Origin of the sequence: Ensifer adhaerens (assembly GCF_013283195.1) — a bacterium.
In the GTDB taxonomy this organism is placed as follows: domain Bacteria; phylum Pseudomonadota; class Alphaproteobacteria; order Rhizobiales; family Rhizobiaceae; genus Ensifer; species Ensifer adhaerens_G.
This window is the reverse complement of record NZ_JABEKT010000001.1, coordinates 2,514,450-2,531,736: the sequence shown is the minus strand read 5'-3', so window position 1 is coordinate 2,531,736 and position 17,287 is coordinate 2,514,450. Positions and strand designations below refer to the sequence as shown.

General features: G+C 61.3%; 17 protein-coding genes. 10 read left to right on the top strand and 7 right to left on the bottom strand.

Annotated features, from left to right (window positions below):
- Positions 1 to 29 precede the first annotated feature (29 nt).
- A complete protein-coding gene (locus tag LPJGGPFB_RS12010) occupies positions 30 to 1,250 on the top strand; it encodes an MFS transporter (RefSeq protein ID WP_173420109.1) in 1,221 nt (406 codons plus the stop codon).
- On the opposite strand, the gene dgcA is transcribed toward LPJGGPFB_RS12010, so the two are convergent.
- Complete coding sequence (dgcA, locus tag LPJGGPFB_RS12005; protein WP_173420108.1) at positions 1,202 to 2,185, bottom strand: N-acetyl-D-Glu racemase DgcA; 984 nt, start codon at positions 2,183 to 2,185, stop codon at positions 1,202 to 1,204. The two genes, LPJGGPFB_RS12010 and dgcA, sit on opposite strands and share 49 nt — an antisense overlap.
- A gap of 138 nt (positions 2,186 to 2,323) precedes the next feature.
- Here dgcA and LPJGGPFB_RS12000 point away from each other — a divergent pair, with 138 nt between their 5' ends.
- The 4 genes from LPJGGPFB_RS12000 (at position 2,324) to LPJGGPFB_RS11985 (ending at position 6,475) form a co-directional block, all read left to right on the top strand.
- Positions 2,324 to 3,478 (top strand): ABC transporter permease, encoded by a 1,155-nt coding sequence (locus LPJGGPFB_RS12000; RefSeq protein WP_173420107.1) that lies wholly within the window; start codon positions 2,324 to 2,326, stop codon positions 3,476 to 3,478.
- A gap of 13 nt (positions 3,479 to 3,491) precedes the next feature.
- Entirely contained in the window at positions 3,492 to 4,301 is an 810-nt protein-coding gene (locus tag LPJGGPFB_RS11995; RefSeq protein WP_077503668.1) for an ABC transporter ATP-binding protein, read from the top strand.
- A 92-nt stretch (positions 4,302 to 4,393) separates the two neighbouring features.
- The gene (locus LPJGGPFB_RS11990) at positions 4,394 to 5,764 is read left to right on the top strand and encodes an MlaD family protein (protein WP_173420106.1); all 1,371 of its coding nucleotides are present in this window, start codon (positions 4,394 to 4,396) and stop codon (positions 5,762 to 5,764) included.
- 93 nt (positions 5,765 to 5,857) lie between these two features.
- Positions 5,858 to 6,475, top strand: a complete 618-nt coding sequence (locus tag LPJGGPFB_RS11985; protein ID WP_173421025.1) for an ABC-type transport auxiliary lipoprotein family protein — start codon at positions 5,858 to 5,860, stop codon at positions 6,473 to 6,475.
- A gap of 1 nt (position 6,476) precedes the next feature.
- Here LPJGGPFB_RS11985 and LPJGGPFB_RS11980 read toward each other — a convergent pair whose 3' ends face one another.
- Positions 6,477 to 6,755 carry a BON domain-containing protein gene (locus LPJGGPFB_RS11980; protein WP_173420105.1) on the bottom strand — a complete coding sequence of 93 codons (279 nt, stop codon included), beginning with the start codon at positions 6,753 to 6,755 and terminating at the stop codon, positions 6,477 to 6,479.
- A gap of 156 nt (positions 6,756 to 6,911) precedes the next feature.
- Here LPJGGPFB_RS11980 and LPJGGPFB_RS11975 point away from each other — a divergent pair, with 156 nt between their 5' ends.
- On the top strand, positions 6,912 to 7,088 hold the full coding sequence (locus tag LPJGGPFB_RS11975) for a hypothetical protein (protein ID WP_173420104.1): 177 nt from the start codon (positions 6,912 to 6,914) through the stop codon (positions 7,086 to 7,088).
- A gap of 71 nt (positions 7,089 to 7,159) precedes the next feature.
- On the opposite strand, the gene LPJGGPFB_RS11970 is transcribed toward LPJGGPFB_RS11975, so the two are convergent.
- Both LPJGGPFB_RS11970 and hemF read right to left on the bottom strand, forming a co-directional pair.
- On the bottom strand, positions 7,160 to 8,632 hold the full coding sequence (locus LPJGGPFB_RS11970) for a S41 family peptidase (protein ID WP_173420103.1): 1,473 nt from the start codon (positions 8,630 to 8,632) through the stop codon (positions 7,160 to 7,162).
- A gap of 455 nt (positions 8,633 to 9,087) precedes the next feature.
- Positions 9,088 to 9,999, bottom strand: coding sequence for an oxygen-dependent coproporphyrinogen oxidase (gene hemF / locus LPJGGPFB_RS11965; RefSeq protein ID WP_173420102.1), 912 nt, complete (start codon positions 9,997 to 9,999; stop codon positions 9,088 to 9,090).
- A gap of 298 nt (positions 10,000 to 10,297) precedes the next feature.
- Between hemF and LPJGGPFB_RS11960 the strand changes: the two genes are divergently transcribed.
- Entirely contained in the window at positions 10,298 to 10,558 is a 261-nt protein-coding gene (locus LPJGGPFB_RS11960) for a hypothetical protein (protein WP_173420101.1), read from the top strand.
- A gap of 37 nt (positions 10,559 to 10,595) precedes the next feature.
- Here LPJGGPFB_RS11960 and soxR read toward each other — a convergent pair whose 3' ends face one another.
- The gene (gene soxR / locus LPJGGPFB_RS11955; RefSeq protein ID WP_427857952.1) at positions 10,596 to 11,051 is read right to left on the bottom strand and encodes a redox-sensitive transcriptional activator SoxR; all 456 of its coding nucleotides are present in this window, start codon (positions 11,049 to 11,051) and stop codon (positions 10,596 to 10,598) included.
- Positions 11,052 to 11,152: 101 nt separating this feature from the next.
- On the opposite strand from soxR, the gene LPJGGPFB_RS11950 reads away from it, so the two are divergent.
- Positions 11,153 to 11,728 (top strand): NADPH-dependent FMN reductase, encoded by a 576-nt coding sequence (locus LPJGGPFB_RS11950; protein WP_173420099.1) that lies wholly within the window; start codon positions 11,153 to 11,155, stop codon positions 11,726 to 11,728.
- A 75-nt stretch (positions 11,729 to 11,803) separates the two neighbouring features.
- Here LPJGGPFB_RS11950 and LPJGGPFB_RS11945 read toward each other — a convergent pair whose 3' ends face one another.
- Both LPJGGPFB_RS11945 and LPJGGPFB_RS11940 read right to left on the bottom strand, forming a co-directional pair.
- Positions 11,804 to 12,265, bottom strand: coding sequence for a TrmH family RNA methyltransferase (locus tag LPJGGPFB_RS11945; protein ID WP_173420098.1), 462 nt, complete (start codon positions 12,263 to 12,265; stop codon positions 11,804 to 11,806).
- A 15-nt stretch (positions 12,266 to 12,280) separates the two neighbouring features.
- Positions 12,281 to 12,844 carry a GNAT family N-acetyltransferase gene (locus LPJGGPFB_RS11940; RefSeq protein WP_173420097.1) on the bottom strand — a complete coding sequence of 188 codons (564 nt, stop codon included), beginning with the start codon at positions 12,842 to 12,844 and terminating at the stop codon, positions 12,281 to 12,283.
- Positions 12,845 to 13,246: 402 nt separating this feature from the next.
- On the opposite strand from LPJGGPFB_RS11940, the gene LPJGGPFB_RS11935 reads away from it, so the two are divergent.
- The gene (locus tag LPJGGPFB_RS11935) at positions 13,247 to 15,100 is read left to right on the top strand and encodes an ABC transporter ATP-binding protein (RefSeq protein ID WP_173420096.1); all 1,854 of its coding nucleotides are present in this window, start codon (positions 13,247 to 13,249) and stop codon (positions 15,098 to 15,100) included.
- Positions 15,101 to 15,219: 119 nt separating this feature from the next.
- A complete protein-coding gene (locus tag LPJGGPFB_RS11930; protein ID WP_173420095.1) occupies positions 15,220 to 17,085 on the top strand; it encodes an ABC transporter ATP-binding protein in 1,866 nt (621 codons plus the stop codon).
- Positions 17,086 to 17,287: the final 202 nt, after the last annotated feature.

Sequence of the window (17,287 nt, the reverse complement as noted above, 5' to 3'; positions counted from 1 at the left end):
TTGCTGGCCCATAGCCATCAGGTCCTCCCATGATTCCCTCCCAAGCGCCCGCTGCAGTGGGCCCTCCGCCGCGTTATTTTACGCTTCGCACAGCCTTGCTCTTCTGCGCGCCGTTGATCGTCAACGGTTTCGCCATGCCATATTTTCCGGTCTGGCTGACGACGCTTTCCATGAGCGATTTCGAGATCGGCGTCGTGCTGGCCCTGCCGATGTTCGTGCGCGTGTTCACGGCGCCGATCGCGGGTGTGATCGCCGATCGGCTCGGAGAGCGCACGATCGTGTTGATCTGGTCCGGATTCCTGTCGCTGGCGACGGCGTTCGTGCTGTTTTATGCCCGCGAGTTCTGGCCGATCCTGATCATCTACACGCTGCAATCGGCCGTCTATTCACCCTATGTGCCGATCGTCGAGGCGATTGCGCTTTCCGGTGTCAGGCGCTGGGGTTTTGACTATGCCCAGATGCGGCTGTGGGGCTCCGTTGCCTTCATCGGCGCAACCATGCTCGGCGGCTGGTTGATCGGCATCTTCGGTGGCGACATGGTGCTGCCGGCGATGGCGATCGGATTTGGCCTGACGATCGCGATGGCCTTCGCGGCGCCCAAGGTCGGTCGGCCGCGACGTCCGTCGCCGATCACGGCCTTGACCGAGCCCCCGCCGAAATCGCTGCGCCAGCTCGATCTGCAACTGCTGTTGATCGGCGTGACACTGGTGAACGCCAGCCACGCCATGCTGTTCGCCTTCTCGGCGATCTACTGGCAGCATATTGGCTATAGCGGCACGGAGATTGGGATTCTCTGGAGTGCGGGCGTTGCTGCCGAAGTGACGATGTTCATCTTCGCCAAGGCGATCATTCGGCGTTTCAGCGTCTGGACGATGATCCTGTCCGGTTGTTTCCTGGCCGTGCTGCGCTGGATCATCTTCCCGATGGATCTAGGTTTTTCCGGATACTTCGTGCTGCAGTGCTTTCACGCCTTCACCTATGCCATCATGCACACCGGCATGCAGAACAAGCTGGTGGAGCGCGTGGTCGAGGAGCAGGAAGCATCGGCGCAGGGCCTCTACTTCTTCTACACCGGCATCTTCACGGCAATCTTCACGTTCCTGTCAGGCTATCTCTATGCCTGGTACGGGGTGAACGGGTTCTATTCGATGTCGGTGGTCGCCTTTGCCGGCTGCTGCTTTGCCCTGACCGCCCGGTACCTTCAGCCCCAGAGGCGCGGCTCGGGCGGAAAGACCAGCGAGGCCTCGTAGCGCAGGCCCGGCGTGCGGTCGCGCGCCAGGAGCAGGGGGCCGTCGAGGTCGACGAAATCCGCGCCCTGCGCCGCCAGGATCGCCGGTGCCATGCCGAGCGAGGTTCCGACCATGCAGCCGACCATCACCTTAAGGCCGAGCGATGTCGCCGCATCGCGCATGCGGAGGGCCTCCGTCAGGCCGCCCGTCTTGTCGAGCTTGATGTTGACCGCGTCATACCGGTCGACAAGGGCGGAGAGGTCGCCGGTCGCATGCACGCTCTCGTCAGCGCACACGGGAACGGGGCGGGCAATCGTGGCGAGCGCCTGATCTCGGCCGGCCGGCAGCGGCTGCTCGATCAGGTCGATGCGCTGTTCGGCGCAGATGGCGAAGTGATAGGCGAGGCTGTCCGGCGTCCAGCCCTCATTGGCATCGAGAATGATGCGGCTCTCCGGCGCGCCCTCCCGCACGGCGCGGATGCGAGAGGCATCGTCCGACGTCCCGACCTTGATCTTGAGCAGGGCGCGGTGGGCATATTGCGCGGCCTGGCTGCGCATCACGTCCGGTTCGGCGAGCGAAAGCGTATAGGCCGTCGTCAATGTTTCTGGTGAGGAAAGACCGGCAAGCTCGCGGACAGATTTGCCTTTCTGCTTTGCTTCGAGGTCCCACAGTGCGCAGTCGACGGCGTTGCGGGCAGCACCCGGCTTCATCGCCGACTGCAGTTGCTGGCGCGTCAGACCCTGCTCGATCTGCGGGCGAATCGCTTCGATTTCTGCAAGCACCGAGGCAATCGTCTCGTTGTAGCGGCCATAGGGCACGCATTCGCCCCAGCCGCTGCTGCCGCCCGCGGTGATTCGGCAGGTCACCACGCTCGCCGTGGTCTTCGAGCCGCGTGAAATCGTGAAAGTGCCCGCAATCGGGAAGTCTTCGGTTGTCGCTTCGAGCACAGTGGACATGAAATCTTCTCCGGCGGGGGCTATCTGGCACATTGGTGGCGATGTTACCGGCTTCGTCCGGATGACATCAAGGATGTGAGCCGTTATGACGGAGCAAGCTTTTACGAGCGGTTAGCAAATCGGGATGACAGAGACCAGGTGACGCGTTCCCAGACCAAGATCGTTGCGGATGTCGCGCTCGGCGGAGACGCCGAAGGCTCTGATGGCACTTACGTCTTTTCGGGCGTCTGGCGGCACGAGACGGCTGAAGCCATGGCTGCCAAGCTCGACCAGCTTGCGCGCAAGGGTAGTAGCGTCAAGCAGTTCGATCTGTCGGGTGTCACTGCCATGGATACGGCGGGGGCATGGATCATCCGGCGTTTCATGACGAAGATCGCCGGCCCTGAAAAGGACGGGATCCAGTTTGTCGATGGCGGACAGCGCTATGTCGAACTGATCGGCGCGCTGCCGGCGGAACTGCCGACACCGGAGGACGAAAGCGACAAGATTCCGCTGTTCCAACGGCTCTTCGCGCCGATCGGCGAAGTGATGATCGCCACCTGGAACGATATCGTCGCTGCAATGTACATTCTCGGTTCGGCGGTTCGTGGTGCGCAGCTCAAGCTCGGGCGACACAGCGGCCTCTCGCCGGCGGCCATCGTCCACCAGATCGACCGCATGGGCGTCAAGGCCGTTCCGATCATCATGCTGATGTCCTTCCTGATCGGCGCGATCATTGCGCAGCAGGGTGCATTTCAGCTGCGCTACTTCGGCGCCGAAGTCTTCGTCGTCGATCTCGTCGGTATCCTGCAATTGCGTGAAATCGGCGTGCTCTTGACCGCGATCATGATCGCAGGGCGTTCGGGCAGCGCGATTACAGCCGAAATCGGTTCAATGAAGATGCGCGAAGAGGTCGACGCGCTGAAGGTCATGGGCCTCAGCCCCGTTGGCGTCCTGGTATTTCCGCGCCTTGTGGCGCTGACGATCGCTTTGCCGCTTCTGACCATCATCGCCAATTTCGCGGCGCTGACCGGTGCGGCGCTGGTCGCCTGGACCTATTCCGGCATTACCATTGCGACCTTTCTGTCGCGCCTGCAGGAGGCCGTCGATTTTTCATCGGTCGCGGCCGGCATGATCAAGGCGCCGTTCATGGCGCTGATCATCGGTGTGGTGGCGGCCGTCGAAGGGTTGAAGGTGGGCGGCAGCGCCGAATCGCTCGGCCGCCACGTGACCTCCTCGGTGGTCAAATCGATCTTCGTGGTGATCCTGATCGATGGCCTGTTTGCCATGTTCTACGCGGCGATCGAATTCTGAGGCGGATGGGACGATGGACACAACAGCCACAGAAAGACAGCCAGACGCCGCGAACGGCCATGAATCGGTTTTGTCCGTGCGCGACCTGACGGTCGGCTTCGGCTCCCATATCGTGCTCGACAAGCTCAACCTGGAGATCTACCGCGGCGAAATCCTCGGCTTCGTGGGGGCGTCTGGCACCGGCAAGTCGGTACTGATGCGGACGGTCCTCAGGCTTCTTGCCAAGCGCTCCGGCACGATCGAGATCCTCGGCGCGGAATACGACAAGATGTCGGAGGCCGACCGGATCGCGCTCGACATGCGTCTGGGCGTGCTTTTCCAGCACGGCGCGCTCTTTTCGGCGCTGACAGTGCGCGAAAACATCCAGGTGCCGATGCGCGAGTATCTCGACCTGTCGCAGAGCCTGATGGACGAGCTGGCACGCGTGAAGATCGAATTGGTGGGGCTGGCGCCAGAGGCGGCCGACAAGTACCCATCCGAGCTTTCGGGCGGCATGATCAAGCGGGCCGCACTTGCCAGGGCGCTGGCGCTCGACCCCGATCTCGTCTTCCTCGACGAGCCGACGTCGGGCCTCGATCCGATCGGTGCGGCCGAGTTCGACGAGTTGATTGCCAAGCTGCGCGACACGCTCGGATTGACCGTGTATATGGTGACTCACGACCTCGACAGCCTGTTTTCGGTCTGCGATCGCATCGCGGTGCTCGGAAACAAGAAGGTTCTGGTTGAGGGGACGGTCGAGGACATGCTGGCCTGTGACGATCCCTGGGTGCAGTCCTATTTCCGGGGGAAACGGGCGCGGTCGATCGTGCGTCACGACGAGTAGCGCCAGGGAACCGGCGGGCAGCTTGGGAGACTTCCCGGATGTCTGGAGCAGATGAACGGCCGATAGGATGGCCACTGAGGTAGTCGGAACGAATGGAAACTAAAGCGAATTACGCCATTGTCGGCTTCTTCACGGTGTTCGTGATCGCGGCGGCCTTCGGCTTCGTCTACTGGATGTCGCAATATGGCCGCAGCGGCGAAATGGTCGAGCTGGTCGTCAACATTCCGGGCTCCGCCAACGGGCTTTCCGTCGGCTCGCCTGTTCGCTTCAACGGCATTCCCGTCGGCTCGGTCCGCAATCTGGCGATCGACGCCAACGACCCGCGCTATTCCATCGCGGTGACGGAAGTCTCCATTGACGCACCCGTGCTGAAATCGACCAAGGCGACGCTGGAAGTGCAGGGCCTGACCGGTGCCGCCTACATCGAACTCAGCGGCGGCAACAAGGGCGACGAGAACATTTTGAGGAATGCTCTCGAGAAGGGCACCCAGGCGCGCATCCTCGCCGACCAGTCGAGCGTTACCAGCCTTCTGGCGACCGCCGACAAGATCATGGACCGCGCCAACGACGCGATCACCGACATTCAGGGCTTCGTCAAGGACGTGCGCGGTCCCTTGACCGGCACAATCAGCAATGCCGAAAAATTCTCCAAGGCGCTTGCCGACAATTCCGGCGCGATCGACGATTTCCTGAAGAGCGTCACCGAGCTTTCTGCGTCAATCAATGCGGCATCGAAGAAGCTCGATTCGACGCTTGCTTCTGCCGATGTGCTGGTGAAGTCGGTGGATCCGAAGAAGATCGATCGCATCGTCAGCAATGTCGAGCAGATGAGCAATGACCTGAAGGCCGCCTCCGGCGGGGTTTCGGAGACCATTGCGGCGTTCAAGCGTACGGTCGAGACCTACGACCAGTTCGGCAAGAACGCGCAGAAGACGCTCGAGCGCGTCGATACGCTGGTGGCTGCCGTCGACAAGCAGAAGGTCGAACTGGTCGTCAACGACATCTCGGCGGCAAGTGCCGATGCCCGCAAGGCGGTCGCAAACATCACACAGTTTGCCGCGAAGATCACCGCGCGCCAGCAGGACATCGATCGCACCATCACCGACGTGACCCAGATGGCGAGCAAGCTGAATGCAGCATCGAACCGGGTCGACAGCATTCTTGTCAAGGTGGATGGCTTCCTCGGCGATGCCGACGCGCCATCGCTTTCGGCCGAGGCGCGCAGCACGCTCGAATCGTTCCGCAAGGTGGCCGAGAACCTCAACGCCCAGATCGGACCGATTGCCGATAATCTGAAGCGGTTCTCCGGGGGAGGCCTTCGCGATGTCGAGGCGCTGGTGTCCGATACGCGCCGGACGGTGCAGAGCCTCGAGAATACGATTTCGACATTCGACAAGAACCCGCAACGCCTGCTGTTCGGCGGCGAAACGGTCAAGCAATATGATGGTCGCACCCGACGGTGAATCAGGTAAGACAAGGCCGGCGCGGGGCCGGGCGGGTTGCTTTCAATAAAGAGCGCTCTAAGGTGCTGCGTATTGGACAAGGGTTTGGGCAGTATGAATTTTCCGGGGCTGGTGTGTGTGCGTAAGACCGGAGCGAAACGCTCCGCGATGATCTTCACGCTGGCTGTGTTGCTGGCGGGCTGCGGAGCCGGTGCCGCCGTCAACGACACGTTCAACCTGTCCTCGTCCCCCGTCGTCGAAGGGCGCGTGTCGACCAGCAAGCAGATCCTGGTGCCGGAACCAACGGCCTTGAAGGCACTCGACAGCGACCAGATCGTCATCCGTCTGTCCGGCTCGGAACTGCAGTATCTCTCCAAGGCGCAGTGGAGCGACCGCCTGCCACGCATGGTGCAGGCAAAGCTGGTTCAGGCGTTCGAGAATACCGGCAAGGTCGGCGGCGTCGGCAAGCCGGGCGAAGGCCTGGCGATCGACTACCAGGTGATCAGTGAAATCAGATCCTTCGAAATCTCGACCGAAGGGGCCGACACGGCAGTGGTCGAGATCTTCGCAAAGATCGTCAACGACCGGAACGGTACCGTGCGAGCGCAGAAGCCGTTCCGTGCCACAGTCGGCGTCAACGGCACCGGCAATCCGGCTTTCGTCAAGGCACTCGACCAGGCATTCGCCACCGTCGCGTCCGAGATCGTCGGTTGGACGCTGAGTTCGATCTGAGTTAACGCTGTCTGGCCTCTGCCGCCTCGATGCGGTTGACGACCTCGACGACACCTTCTGTCAACCTTGCTGCTTCTTCGGCGCGCGCACGCTCTGCCTGGGTGGCGACATGACCGGAGAGCATGATCGTATTTCCCGTGCAAATGACGATGACATCGGCGGCATCGAGCCCCGGTGTCACGGCCAGACCGTGAGCAACGCGGCGTTCCAGCTCCGCCGGCTGATCACCCGCCGTCCGCTCAGGCTCCATGCCGTGGAATGTACGCTTCTTGAAGATCATGATCGGGTCCCTCCGTGCCTTGCCAAGGACAACGCCAGCGACCGTCATTTGTTCAGCTGTTCCAATCGAAACAGTGCGAAATCGGTTTTCATGCGATGGCTCTGACATGCGGATCGCACGTCATTCCTGGCCGCTGAATTCGAACGGGGAACATCCATGCGCCATTCTTTCATCGCCATCGCTACTGCGATGACGACCGTCTTTGCCGTCACTATGCCTGCCGAGGCTGGCACCTACAGTTACGGCTATCGACAGACCTGTGTCGTCAAGACAATAAAGAACTACGGTGCCTATGGTCGGGTGGTGATGAAGAAGGTGCGCATCTGCAAGTGACGCCTGCATGGCCTCGGTAGCATGTTGTGGCAGGTTTGACACGTCATCACCGAGACAAGCAGGCGGGCTGATTACCCGGGTGTGCGGCCGGTAGCGAGCATCTCCATGACAGCGGACATGGACCGATCCTCGCCGGCGACATAGTCCGCAAAGGTCGGCTTGACCGGCACGTTCGGTTCAAGGGAGCCTGCCGGGACGTCATAGATGTAGTTCAACAGAAAGCACGTCCTGAGCTGCGCCAGGCTGCATCCGTTCTTCCAGTCATGGAAGCCAGTGGTATAGCGGATCGCAAGCTTGGAATTTGGCAGAACGGCGAGGCCTCCTTCGCCCCAGAACTGCATGCGATCGCCCACGGGCTCGCCAATGATAGTGACACGGGCTCCGCCGTAATGTTTCAGCCAAGCTGCGGTGCTGATCGCCGCGGAGAACGTGTTCCCGCTGGTCAGTATGAACAGCCGCCCCGTCGGTGGCAGAATCTCCGGCAAACGTCGACCAAAGTCAGCCGCGAGCACGTAGTTGCCGCCATTGTTAAAGCGCAGGTCGACGACGGCGTTGCGAATTGGCTTCTCAGCGGATTCATCGAGGATGTTGGAAAGATACGCGGAGAGATCGAGCGGCGCCTGGTCGCGGACGCGGTTGATTTGAACGTAAAGCAGGTCCGGCAGAGGATAGGAGTGCCAGTAGTTGCGATCGGGTTGGGAGAGATATTGCGGCGGCACTGTACCGTCGAGAGCATGTCGCCACCCGGATGTACCGCCGGCTTGCGCGATTGGGCTCAGATCACGTGCGGGCCAGAAGTTGGTGTTCTGGGGCTCTTGGGTACCGGACATCGCGGCGAGTTCCACCGGAACGATGCTCCGATCTGCCAGCCGCATGTCATAGGTGCTGCTTGCCGCCGTTTCAGCAAGGCCGGCCGCGTGGAGAAGCTCCGGTGAGATCAGGATGTTTGGCGCCAGCTCCTTTGCTAGATTGGCAGGGCCGCCAACATATGGCCGCAGCGCCGCCACCAAGGCATCCGTCGTCTTACCATTCACACTGAGGATCTGTCTCCCTAGCAGGTGGCTTTGACCTTCAGCTGCGGCGATCACGAACAGCCCATCGGCAAACCAGCCGAAACGAATAGGCACGGCATTGAAGCTGCGACCGCCGACGAGCCCGACAACATTGGTGTGCCCGTTGTCGGCGAGCGCCACTGCCTTCGCCGTCGCCATTGCCAGTCCAGCCCGGTCGAGATCCCCGGCGCGTTGTTCCATCTCGCTGAGGGCGAGCGCGAAGGCGGCCTTGGATTCCGGCGTGAAGCTCCGTTCGAAATCCGGAAAATGCCGCAAATGGGCGAGGTCCTGCCTATTTGCGTCCAGCTGCGAAACGGCTGCCTGGACGGGAGGAGCCGTCGGATAGGTCTTCAGCGTCGGGTAAACGATAAGCGCAAGCGGTGTCAGTATGAGAAGGGCCAACAGCGCGATCGTGATCGCGGATAACTTGAGCCACCGCGGGACGCGCTTCTTGCGTCGGTCAGCAGCGGGTGCCGTGTTCTCGTTCGACATGCGTTGTCCTTCTCGCGTGGTGATGACTTGTCATCCGTCGATGCCATTTTGGGGACTGGCGTCGCCACCCGGATCATGCACCAGATCCAAATATTGCAGCGGACCCGATGGGGACGGACAGATTGGGACTGGGATTTCGGTAGAACGGCATGCTTGCGTAGCGGCGCGAAGAGATTTTACGACACCACGTCTAGTAGATGTTCATGGGTCTGGAAAAGCACAAGGGCCTGAGCGCATTTCACGGCGCAGGGCGCGGTGAACTGGTCGTCACCAGCACGTTGAAGTGTTCGGAGAGAGTTTCAATTGGCGACGCCGATGCGTTCGGCAAAAAAGGCGGAAAGGCATCTGGCCCCAACTCGCAATCTGGAAGCCGGTCCTGCCGGCTTTCTGCCAGCGCCCATCACAAGACTGACCCCGACCGATCTCTTCCCAGATCGGTCGGGCCACGGAGCATATCAGGGCCAGCGCACGACCGGGGGCAGGGACGAGAGGATCGACTCGACGTTGCCGCCGGTCTTCAGCCCGAAGATGGTGCCGCGATCGTAAAGCAGGTTGAACTCGACGTAACGGCCCCGGCGCACGAGCTGTTCGTCGCGATCTTCCTCGGTCCATGGCGTGTTGAAATTGCTGCGGACGATCTTGGGATAGACGAGAGCGAAAGCCTTGCCGAGGTCGCGCGTAAAGGCGAAGTCGGCTTCCCAGCCGCCCTGCTCATCCGGGGAACGCAGCCAATCGTAGAAGATGCCACCCGTGCCTCGCGGCTCATTCCGGTGTTTCAGGAAGAAGTAGTCGTCGCACCACTGCTTGTACTTGGCGTGATCGGCGACCGCATGGCGATTGCAGGTGATCTCCATGGCGCGGTGGAACAGCTGCGTGTCCGGATCGGTCATGACGCGGCGGCGGTCGAGCACGGGCGTCAGGTCGGCGCCGCCGCCGAACCAGTTGCTGGTGGTAACGACCATGCGGGTGTTCATGTGAACGGCAGGCACGTTCGGGTTCACGGGATGCGCGATCAGTGAAATGCCCGATGCCCAGAAGCGTGGGTCTTCACTGGCGCCGGGGATCTGCTCGCGGAACTCGGGCGAGAATTCGCCAAAGACGGTCGAGGTGTGTACGCCGACCTTCTCGAAGACGCGCCCTTCCATCATCGACATGCGACCGCCGCCGCCTTCGCCGCCGTCCCGGCTCCACTCCTTGCCGACGAAGCGGCCCGGTTCACGGTCGGACAACGGCCCGCTCAGGTCATCTTCGACCGCTTCGAAGGCGGCGCAGATCGTGTCGCGCAGGCTTTCGAACCAGGCCCTGGCTGCGGCCTTCTTGTCTTCGATATCGGCAGGCAGCCCCTGGGGCAGTTGCGGTCGTTCCATGAAAATTTGTCCTGTTCGCGGCTTTGCGCGCCGGAAAGCCGCCGATTCGTTGATGTGCGCCACAGTTCATATTTCCGCCGGATTGGCAACGGCGGTTGGCGTATCGGGTTGCTGCAAGATTCCTTAAATCGGATTCGATTCAAGGCGAAAATTATGCAGCAAGTCTAAAGTGCTACAGCGTCGTTAGCGCATCATATTCGACGCGCGGCGCTGTAGTCTGCCGCATCGGATGGACGGTGTAAAACGGACTCGCAATGGATCCATACCCACACTATCTTTACCCTCAGAGGTATGGTCCATGGCGAGAATACCCGCAGCTCCGCCGCTTGATGGTTTGCGGCGTCAGATCGCCCGGCATCGCCGGGACAATCCAGCCCGAGGCGATGGCCTTTTCGTGCGTGAGACCTTTCGGCTCGATCGAAGTGCTGCCCGTGCCAAGGCACGCGAATGGTTCGATACCTGGCCGAAAGCCGCCTACTGGACCGAGGTGGAAAGCTGGCGTCAGCTTGATGGCGACCAGATCGAATTTACCATGCGCCGCCTCCCGACCGCGGATTGATGCTCCCGGCGAGCACAGCTTCGGACAGTCAAGTCTTCTAAGGCTGGCCGTCCTCTTCGGTTGCATCCATCAACCGCGGGCCGGCGCCCTCCATCGAAAGCACGTCGTGCGGATTGCGTAGCGGACATTCCCGCAGCGACAGACATCCGCAGCCGATGCAGCTTGTCAGATGGTCGCGCAGCGCCATCAGGCTCGCAATGCGCTCGTTCAGTTGCTCATGCCAGCTCTCCGACAGGCGCGCCCAATCCTGAACAGTCAAGGGACGATCGTCCGGCAGGACCGTTAACGCCGCCTGGATTTCCGCAAGCGGAATCCCCGTGCGCTGCGCGACCTTGATTACTGCCACGCGACGCAGAACACTGCGGGGATAACGACGTTGGTTGCCGCGGCTGCGGTTGCTGCTGATCAGCCCCTTGGCTTCATAAAAGTGGAGAGTGGAAACGGCGACGCCGCTGCGCTCGGCGACTTCGCCGACCGTGAGTTCACGTCGCATCTCGCTGCTTCTGACAATCGTCATGACGCCTATTGACCTCAACTAATGTTGAGGTTTTATAGCATGAGCTCAATGGAAGTCACAACAAGGAGCTGATCCCCATGACAGAGAAAATGACGCTTGCGGTGATCTACGGCAGCGCCCGGCAGGGACGCTTCTGCGATACGGTCGCCAACTGGCTGATCCGCGAGATTTCGGATTCGACCGTGTTCAATCTCACGGTCATCGACCCGGCGCGGCTGCGGGCGTCGCGCGGCGTCGGTGCTGCGGTCAATCCCGGCGAGTGGCTGGAGCGCAAGGTCGCGGAAGCGGACGCCTTTCTGGTGGTGACGCCGGAATACAACCACGGCTACCCGGCCGCGCTGAAGGAGCTGATCGATTCAGTTTACGAGCCCTGGCATGCCAAACCCATTGCCTTCGTTTCCTATGGCGGCGCATCCGGCGGTATCCGTGCCGTCGAACAGCTGCGGCAGGTCTTCGGCGAGTTGCACGCTGTGACGCTGCGCGACGGCGTCCAGTTTGCCAAGGCCTGGTCGAAATTCGATGCGGCCGGCAACCTCTATAAACCCGAGGAGATGCGCGCGCCGCTGTTCCTGATGATGGACCGGCTTCTCTGGTGGGCGCGGACCTTGAAGCAGGCGCGCAAGTCGACGCCCTACAACGAGATTGCTGCCTGACTTTTATGGGCGCTGCCGTCGGTGGCGCCCATCAAAACCTCATCGGGAAAGCGGGGAAGAGCGATGCGAAGCTTTTCAGACCAGCTGCACTTGCCGGATTGCCTCACCGGCGATCATGGCCGCGGACATGGCGACATTCAACGACCGTTGCCCCTCGGCCATCGGGATGAGGATGCGGCCTTCCGCGCGATCATGCACATGGTCTGGCACGCCAGCGCTTTCGCGCCCGAAGAGCAGGATGTCATCGGGGCGGAACTGGAAGCGGGTGTAGGGTTCGGCGGCCTTGGTGGAGGCCAGGACGAGCCTTCGCCCGGTCGAGGCCCGCCATGCCTCGAACCGTTCCCAGTTGATGTGGCGGGTGAGGGTGACCGAGGCGATGTAGTCCATGCCCGCGCGCTTCAGATTTCTGTCGGAAAGATCGAAACCCGCAGGCTCAATGACATCGACGGCAAGCCCCAGGCAGGCGGCAAGGCGCAGGATCGTGCCGGTGTTGCCGGGAATGTCCGGCTGGTAGAGGGCAATGCGAAGGTCACTCACGTCTGGTCACTTTCCTTACGGTGTGTCTTTTGGTGCGGAGAACTCGTGCGCGAGAATCCCCATCATGATGTCATCGTGCCATTCGCCATCGACCAGCGCCGCCTCCCGTTCGCGCCCCTCAATCGAAAAGCCGCATTTGCGGTAGCTGGCAATGGCACGCTCGTTGAAAGCAAGAACGCGCAGCGAAACCCGGTGCAGGGCGAGTGCACCGAATGCGTGGCCCAATACAAGCTTCGCAACGGCAGTGCCAATCCCTTGGCCCAGCAATTTCCGATCAAGGATGCCGATGGCGAAAGAGGCGCGCCGGTCGTGCCGATCGATATTGTCGAGCCTGACCTCGCCGATCAACCCGCCGCGGTCGATAATCCAGGCGGCCGGGTGCTCGATATTGGCCCGCAACCACGCTTCGGCGTCCGCTTGCGTGTAGGGGCGAGTCACGAATGCGTCGCCGCCAAACATGCGGTAGATCTCCGGGTCCCGCCCGAGTGCCAACCGCGCCTCGACGTCGTTTTCCTGCGCGCGCCTCAGCAGGAAATCCTGCCCCTTCAAATCAATAGGGGGCGTCGATGATGCATTCATGGGTGTTTCCTACGCATGTCGGTCGTGTTCTCGCTGATTTTGTAGTCGCTAATCTGTGCCGAACTGGCAACATCCGACGAAGCGATGAAAAAACAGGCAAGAAAGTGTCTGCGACAATCTGGCATCTCCGCGCGAATGGAGGTAGACAGGACCTCTCTTCAACGCGAACCGACGGAGGCAACGATGACTGTATTGATGTTGACACGCCTTCCTGGAGTGATGGGCCACCGTTTGGCCTGACCGGTTTCGCGACCTATCTTTCAAGAGATTTATGCGCGCTTCCGGAACTCCGGAAGATAGACCCGCTTTTGCGGGACAGCATTTCCGGACTGAAATTTTCACGATAAAGAATGCGGGGAGAGACACCCGCCTTCCTTCAAAATACTCTGAAGGAGCTAGACAATGTTTGGCTGGTTTGAATCCCGCCTCAATCCTTATCCGACGGAAGAGCCCGTGCTTCCGCCGAAAGGCCTTTTTGCCTTCTGCTGGCACTATTCCAAGCCCGCGGTTCCGTGGCTGCTCATCATGTCGGTCTGCACCATGCTTATCGCCATCGGCGAAGTGGCGCTGTTCCAGTTTCTCGGAAACATGGTTGACTGGCTGTCGAGCGCCAATCGCGACACCTTCCTGGAAGCGGAGGGCCACAGGCTCATCTGGATGGGCGGCCTGGTGTTGATCGGCCTGCCGCTGCTGGTGGCAATCGATTCGCTGATCATGCACCAGGTACTGCTCGGCAATTACCCGATGATCGCCCGCTGGCAGATGCACCGCTATCTGCTGCGCCAGAGCATGACGTTCTTCGCCAACGAGTTCGCCGGACGCGTCGCGACCAAGGTCATGCAGACCTCGCTTGCTGTTCGCGAAACGGTGATGAAGATCCTCGACGTCTTCGTCTACGTCGTCAGTTACTTCGTCACGATGCTGATCGTCGTTGCCGCCGCCGACTGGCGGCTGGTGACGCCGCTTGCCGTCTGGCTGGTGATCTACATCGGTATCGTCAGCTATTTCGTGCCGCGGCTGCAGAAGATTTCCAAGGAGCAGGCCGACGCGCGCTCGATGATGACGGGCCGTATCGTCGACAGCTATACCAACATCGGTACGGTTAAGCTGTTCTCGCATGCGGGCCGCGAGGAAACCTACGCGCGCGACGGAATGGATGGCTTCCTCAGCACCGTGCATCGCCAGATGCGCAAGGTGACGCTGTTCCACGTGCTGGTCTATGCCAACAACAGCATCGCGCTGTTTGCCATCAGTGCGCTCGGCATTCACCTGTGGCTGACGAGCGCCATCTCGGTCGGAGCGATCGCGATCGCCGTCGGTCTCGCCATGCGCATCAACGGCATGTCGCAGTGGATCATGTGGGAAGTCTCGGCGCTGTTCGAGAACATCGGCACGGTCTATGACGGCATCGGCATGATGACCAAGGCGCACGACATCGTCGACGAGCCGGATGCCAAGGCGCTCAAGGCTGAAAAGGGTGGGATCACCTACGACAACGTTCGCTTCCATTACGGCAAGGCGAAGGGTGTCATCGATCACCTGTCGCTCGACATCAAGCCGGGTGAGAAGATCGGTCTGGTTGGCCGGTCCGGCGCCGGCAAGACGACGCTGATGAACCTGCTGTTGCGGTTCTATGACGTGGAATCGGGCGCAATCCGGATCGACGGCAAGGATATCGCCACCGTCACGCAGGATAGCCTGCGCGCCCAGATCGGCGTCGTCACGCAGGACACCTCGCTGCTGCATCGCTCGATTCGCGACAACATCGCCTATGGGCATCCGGAAGCGGACGACGAAGCGATCACGGCGGCAGCGAAGCGAGCGAACGCCTGGGAGTTCATCCAGGCGCTTGAGGACAACCAGGGGCGCAAGGGGCTCGATGCCCAGGTCGGCGAAAGGGGCGTCAAGCTCTCCGGCGGCCAGCGTCAGCGCATCGCTATTGCCCGTGTCTTCCTCAAGGACGCACCGATCCTGGTCCTCGACGAGGCGACATCAGCGCTCGATTCCGAAGTCGAGCAGGCGATCCAGGAGAACCTGTTCGCGCTGATGGCCGGCAAGACGGTGATCGCGATTGCCCATCGCCTGTCGACGCTGACGGAAATGGACCGCCTGGTCATCCTCGAGGCTGGCCGGATCGTTGAAACCGGTTCGCATGCAGAGCTTGTCGCCAAGGGTGGCCTCTATGCCGACCTCTGGTCGCGCCAGTCGGGCGGTTTCATCGCCGACGATGCCGAGAAGGAAGAAGCGGCGGAGTGATCCGCAGCAGTCCCGCCGCCCCAGTGGCGGCGGGACTGCCGAATTGACGTTACGCATTTGTAATGCGCCCAATGGTGGAAACGGATTGCTGTTGCCGCCGAACCGCCTATATCGGAACCATGCTCAGCGCCATCGTCAGCATCTTCGAGAACTGGATCAAGCCGTTTGCGCCGCGGGAGCGATTGCAACCGCCGAAGTCACTGTGGGCATTTGCCTGGTTCTATGCCCGCCAGGCCAAGGGACCGTTTCTGGCGATGGCCATCCTCGGCGGCCTTGTCGCCATGCTCGAGGCGGGGCTCTTCTACTTCGTCGGGCGGCTTGTCGATCTGCTGGACACCGTGAAGCCCGAAGCGGGCTGGAGCGGGTTGATTTCCGCCAACGGGCCCGAACTGCTGTTCATGCTGCTGACGGTGCTGGTGTTCCGCTTCGTCGCGGTGTCGCTGGCGGCGCTCGTCGAGGAGCAGTCGATCATCACCGGCTTCCTCAATCTGGTGCGCTGGCAGTCTTACACGCACGTCGCGCGGCAATCGCTTTCCTTCTTCCAGAACGACTTTTCCGGCCGGATCGTGACAAAAGTCTGGTCTGGCGCACAGGCGACCAGCGACCTGATCGTGTCGCTGCTGCAGGTCGTCTGGTTCATCGTCATCTATACCGCCTCGACCATGGCGCTGGTTGCCCAACTCGACTGGCGGCTTGCGGCCATGGTCGCGTTCTGGATCGTCATCTTCCTGGCGCTGGCGCGCTATTTCGTTCCTCGCATCCGCAAGCATGCGCGCGATACGGCCGAAATGGCCTCGATGCTGAACGGACGCATGGTGGATGCCTATTCGAATATCCAGACATTGAAGCTGTTCGGGCGCGACGACGAGAACGACCGCTATATCCGCGCCGGCTTCGATCGCTTCCAGCGGGCGGTCATTCCGTTTACGCGCCTGCTCACGGCGGTGCGCGCCTCGCTGGCGCTTCTGTCGGGCATGATGATTGCGGCGATCGCGATCTATGCCATTCACCTGTGGCTTGGCGGTTCGATCAGTTCGGGCGCGGTCGCCTTCACGCTGGCGCTGGTGCTCAGGCTCAACATGCTGCTCGGGCGGATGATGACGCAGTTCAACTCGATCATGCGCAACATCGGCACGATCCAGAATTCGGCCGAACTCGTCTCGCAGCCGATCGGTCTGGTCGACAGGCCGGATGCCATGGAGTTGTCGGTCAGCGAGCCGGAGATCCGCTTCGAGCATGTCAAGTTTCACTATGGCAAGGGTGCAGGCGTCATCGACGACTTCACGCTCGTCATTCGCCCAGGAGAGAAAGTTGGCATCGTCGGCCGTTCGGGCGCAGGCAAGTCGACGCTCGTCAATCTCCTTCTGCGCTTCTACGACCTCGAGGGCGGGCGCATCCTGATCGACGGCCAGGATATTTCGACGGTGAAGCAGGAATCGCTGCGCGCGCAGGTCGGTATGGTCAGCCAGGACACATCGCTTCTGCATCGCTCCATCCGCGACAACATCCTCTTCGGACACCCGGATGCGACAGAAGAACAACTGATCATGGCCGCCGAGAAGGCCGAGGCGTACGAGTTTATCCGCGACCTCGAGGACCAGCGCGGCCGCAAGAGTTTTGATGCCCATGTCGGCGAACGTGGCGTCAAGCTTTCGGGCGGACAGCGGCAGCGCATCGCCATTGCGCGTGTCATGCTCAAAGATGCGCCGATCCTCGTTCTCGACGAGGCGACCTCGGCGCTCGATTCCGAAGTGGAAGCGGCGATCCAGTCCAATCTCGACCGGCTGATGCAGGGCAAGACGGTTCTGGCCATCGCGCACCGGCTCTCGACGATTGCCGCTCTCGACCGGCTCGTCGTCATGGACAAGGGTCGGATCGTCGAGGACGGAACCCACGCCGAACTGATCTCGCGTGGCGGTCTTTACGCCGATCTCTGGTCGCGACAATCCGGCGGATTTCTGGCGCGTGAAGAGGCGGCGGAGTAGGGCGGCCCAACTGCCTTTTCAAGGTGGTTCGACGGCCGTAGCGCAAACCGTCAAGTCCTTGTGCCAATTGGCCGCGCTTTTCCCCGCGACAATCTGCCCACCCACCCTTGTCAAGGCTGGACATAATTTGCGATCAAGCATAGAACGCGCCGGATTGACGGGGAATCTGCGAGCCGTGCGCGCGCAGAAATTTACGGATTCT

Excerpts from the sequence above, each read along its gene's own strand:
- LPJGGPFB_RS12010 (WP_173420109.1), top strand. The coding sequence starts at position 30 with ATGATTCCCTCCCAAGCGCCCGCTGCAGTGGGCCCTCCGCCGCGTTAT.
- dgcA (WP_173420108.1), bottom strand. The coding sequence starts at position 2,185 with ATGTCCACTGTGCTCGAAGCGACAACCGAAGACTTCCCGATTGCGGGC.
- LPJGGPFB_RS11995 (WP_077503668.1), top strand. The coding sequence starts at position 3,492 with ATGGACACAACAGCCACAGAAAGACAGCCAGACGCCGCGAACGGCCAT.
- LPJGGPFB_RS11990 (WP_173420106.1), top strand. The coding sequence starts at position 4,394 with ATGGAAACTAAAGCGAATTACGCCATTGTCGGCTTCTTCACGGTGTTC.
- LPJGGPFB_RS11985 (WP_173421025.1), top strand. The coding sequence starts at position 5,858 with ATGAATTTTCCGGGGCTGGTGTGTGTGCGTAAGACCGGAGCGAAACGC.
- LPJGGPFB_RS11980 (WP_173420105.1), bottom strand. The coding sequence starts at position 6,755 with ATGATCTTCAAGAAGCGTACATTCCACGGCATGGAGCCTGAGCGGACG.
- LPJGGPFB_RS11975 (WP_173420104.1), top strand. The coding sequence starts at position 6,912 with ATGCGCCATTCTTTCATCGCCATCGCTACTGCGATGACGACCGTCTTT.
- LPJGGPFB_RS11970 (WP_173420103.1), bottom strand. The coding sequence starts at position 8,632 with ATGTCGAACGAGAACACGGCACCCGCTGCTGACCGACGCAAGAAGCGC.
- hemF (WP_173420102.1), bottom strand. The coding sequence starts at position 9,999 with ATGGAACGACCGCAACTGCCCCAGGGGCTGCCTGCCGATATCGAAGAC.
- LPJGGPFB_RS11960 (WP_173420101.1), top strand. The coding sequence starts at position 10,298 with ATGGCGAGAATACCCGCAGCTCCGCCGCTTGATGGTTTGCGGCGTCAG.
- soxR (WP_427857952.1), bottom strand. The coding sequence starts at position 11,051 with ATGCGACGTGAACTCACGGTCGGCGAAGTCGCCGAGCGCAGCGGCGTC.
- LPJGGPFB_RS11950 (WP_173420099.1), top strand. The coding sequence starts at position 11,153 with ATGACAGAGAAAATGACGCTTGCGGTGATCTACGGCAGCGCCCGGCAG.
- LPJGGPFB_RS11940 (WP_173420097.1), bottom strand. The coding sequence starts at position 12,844 with ATGAATGCATCATCGACGCCCCCTATTGATTTGAAGGGGCAGGATTTC.
- LPJGGPFB_RS11935 (WP_173420096.1), top strand. The coding sequence starts at position 13,247 with ATGTTTGGCTGGTTTGAATCCCGCCTCAATCCTTATCCGACGGAAGAG.
- LPJGGPFB_RS11930 (WP_173420095.1), top strand. The coding sequence starts at position 15,220 with ATGCTCAGCGCCATCGTCAGCATCTTCGAGAACTGGATCAAGCCGTTT.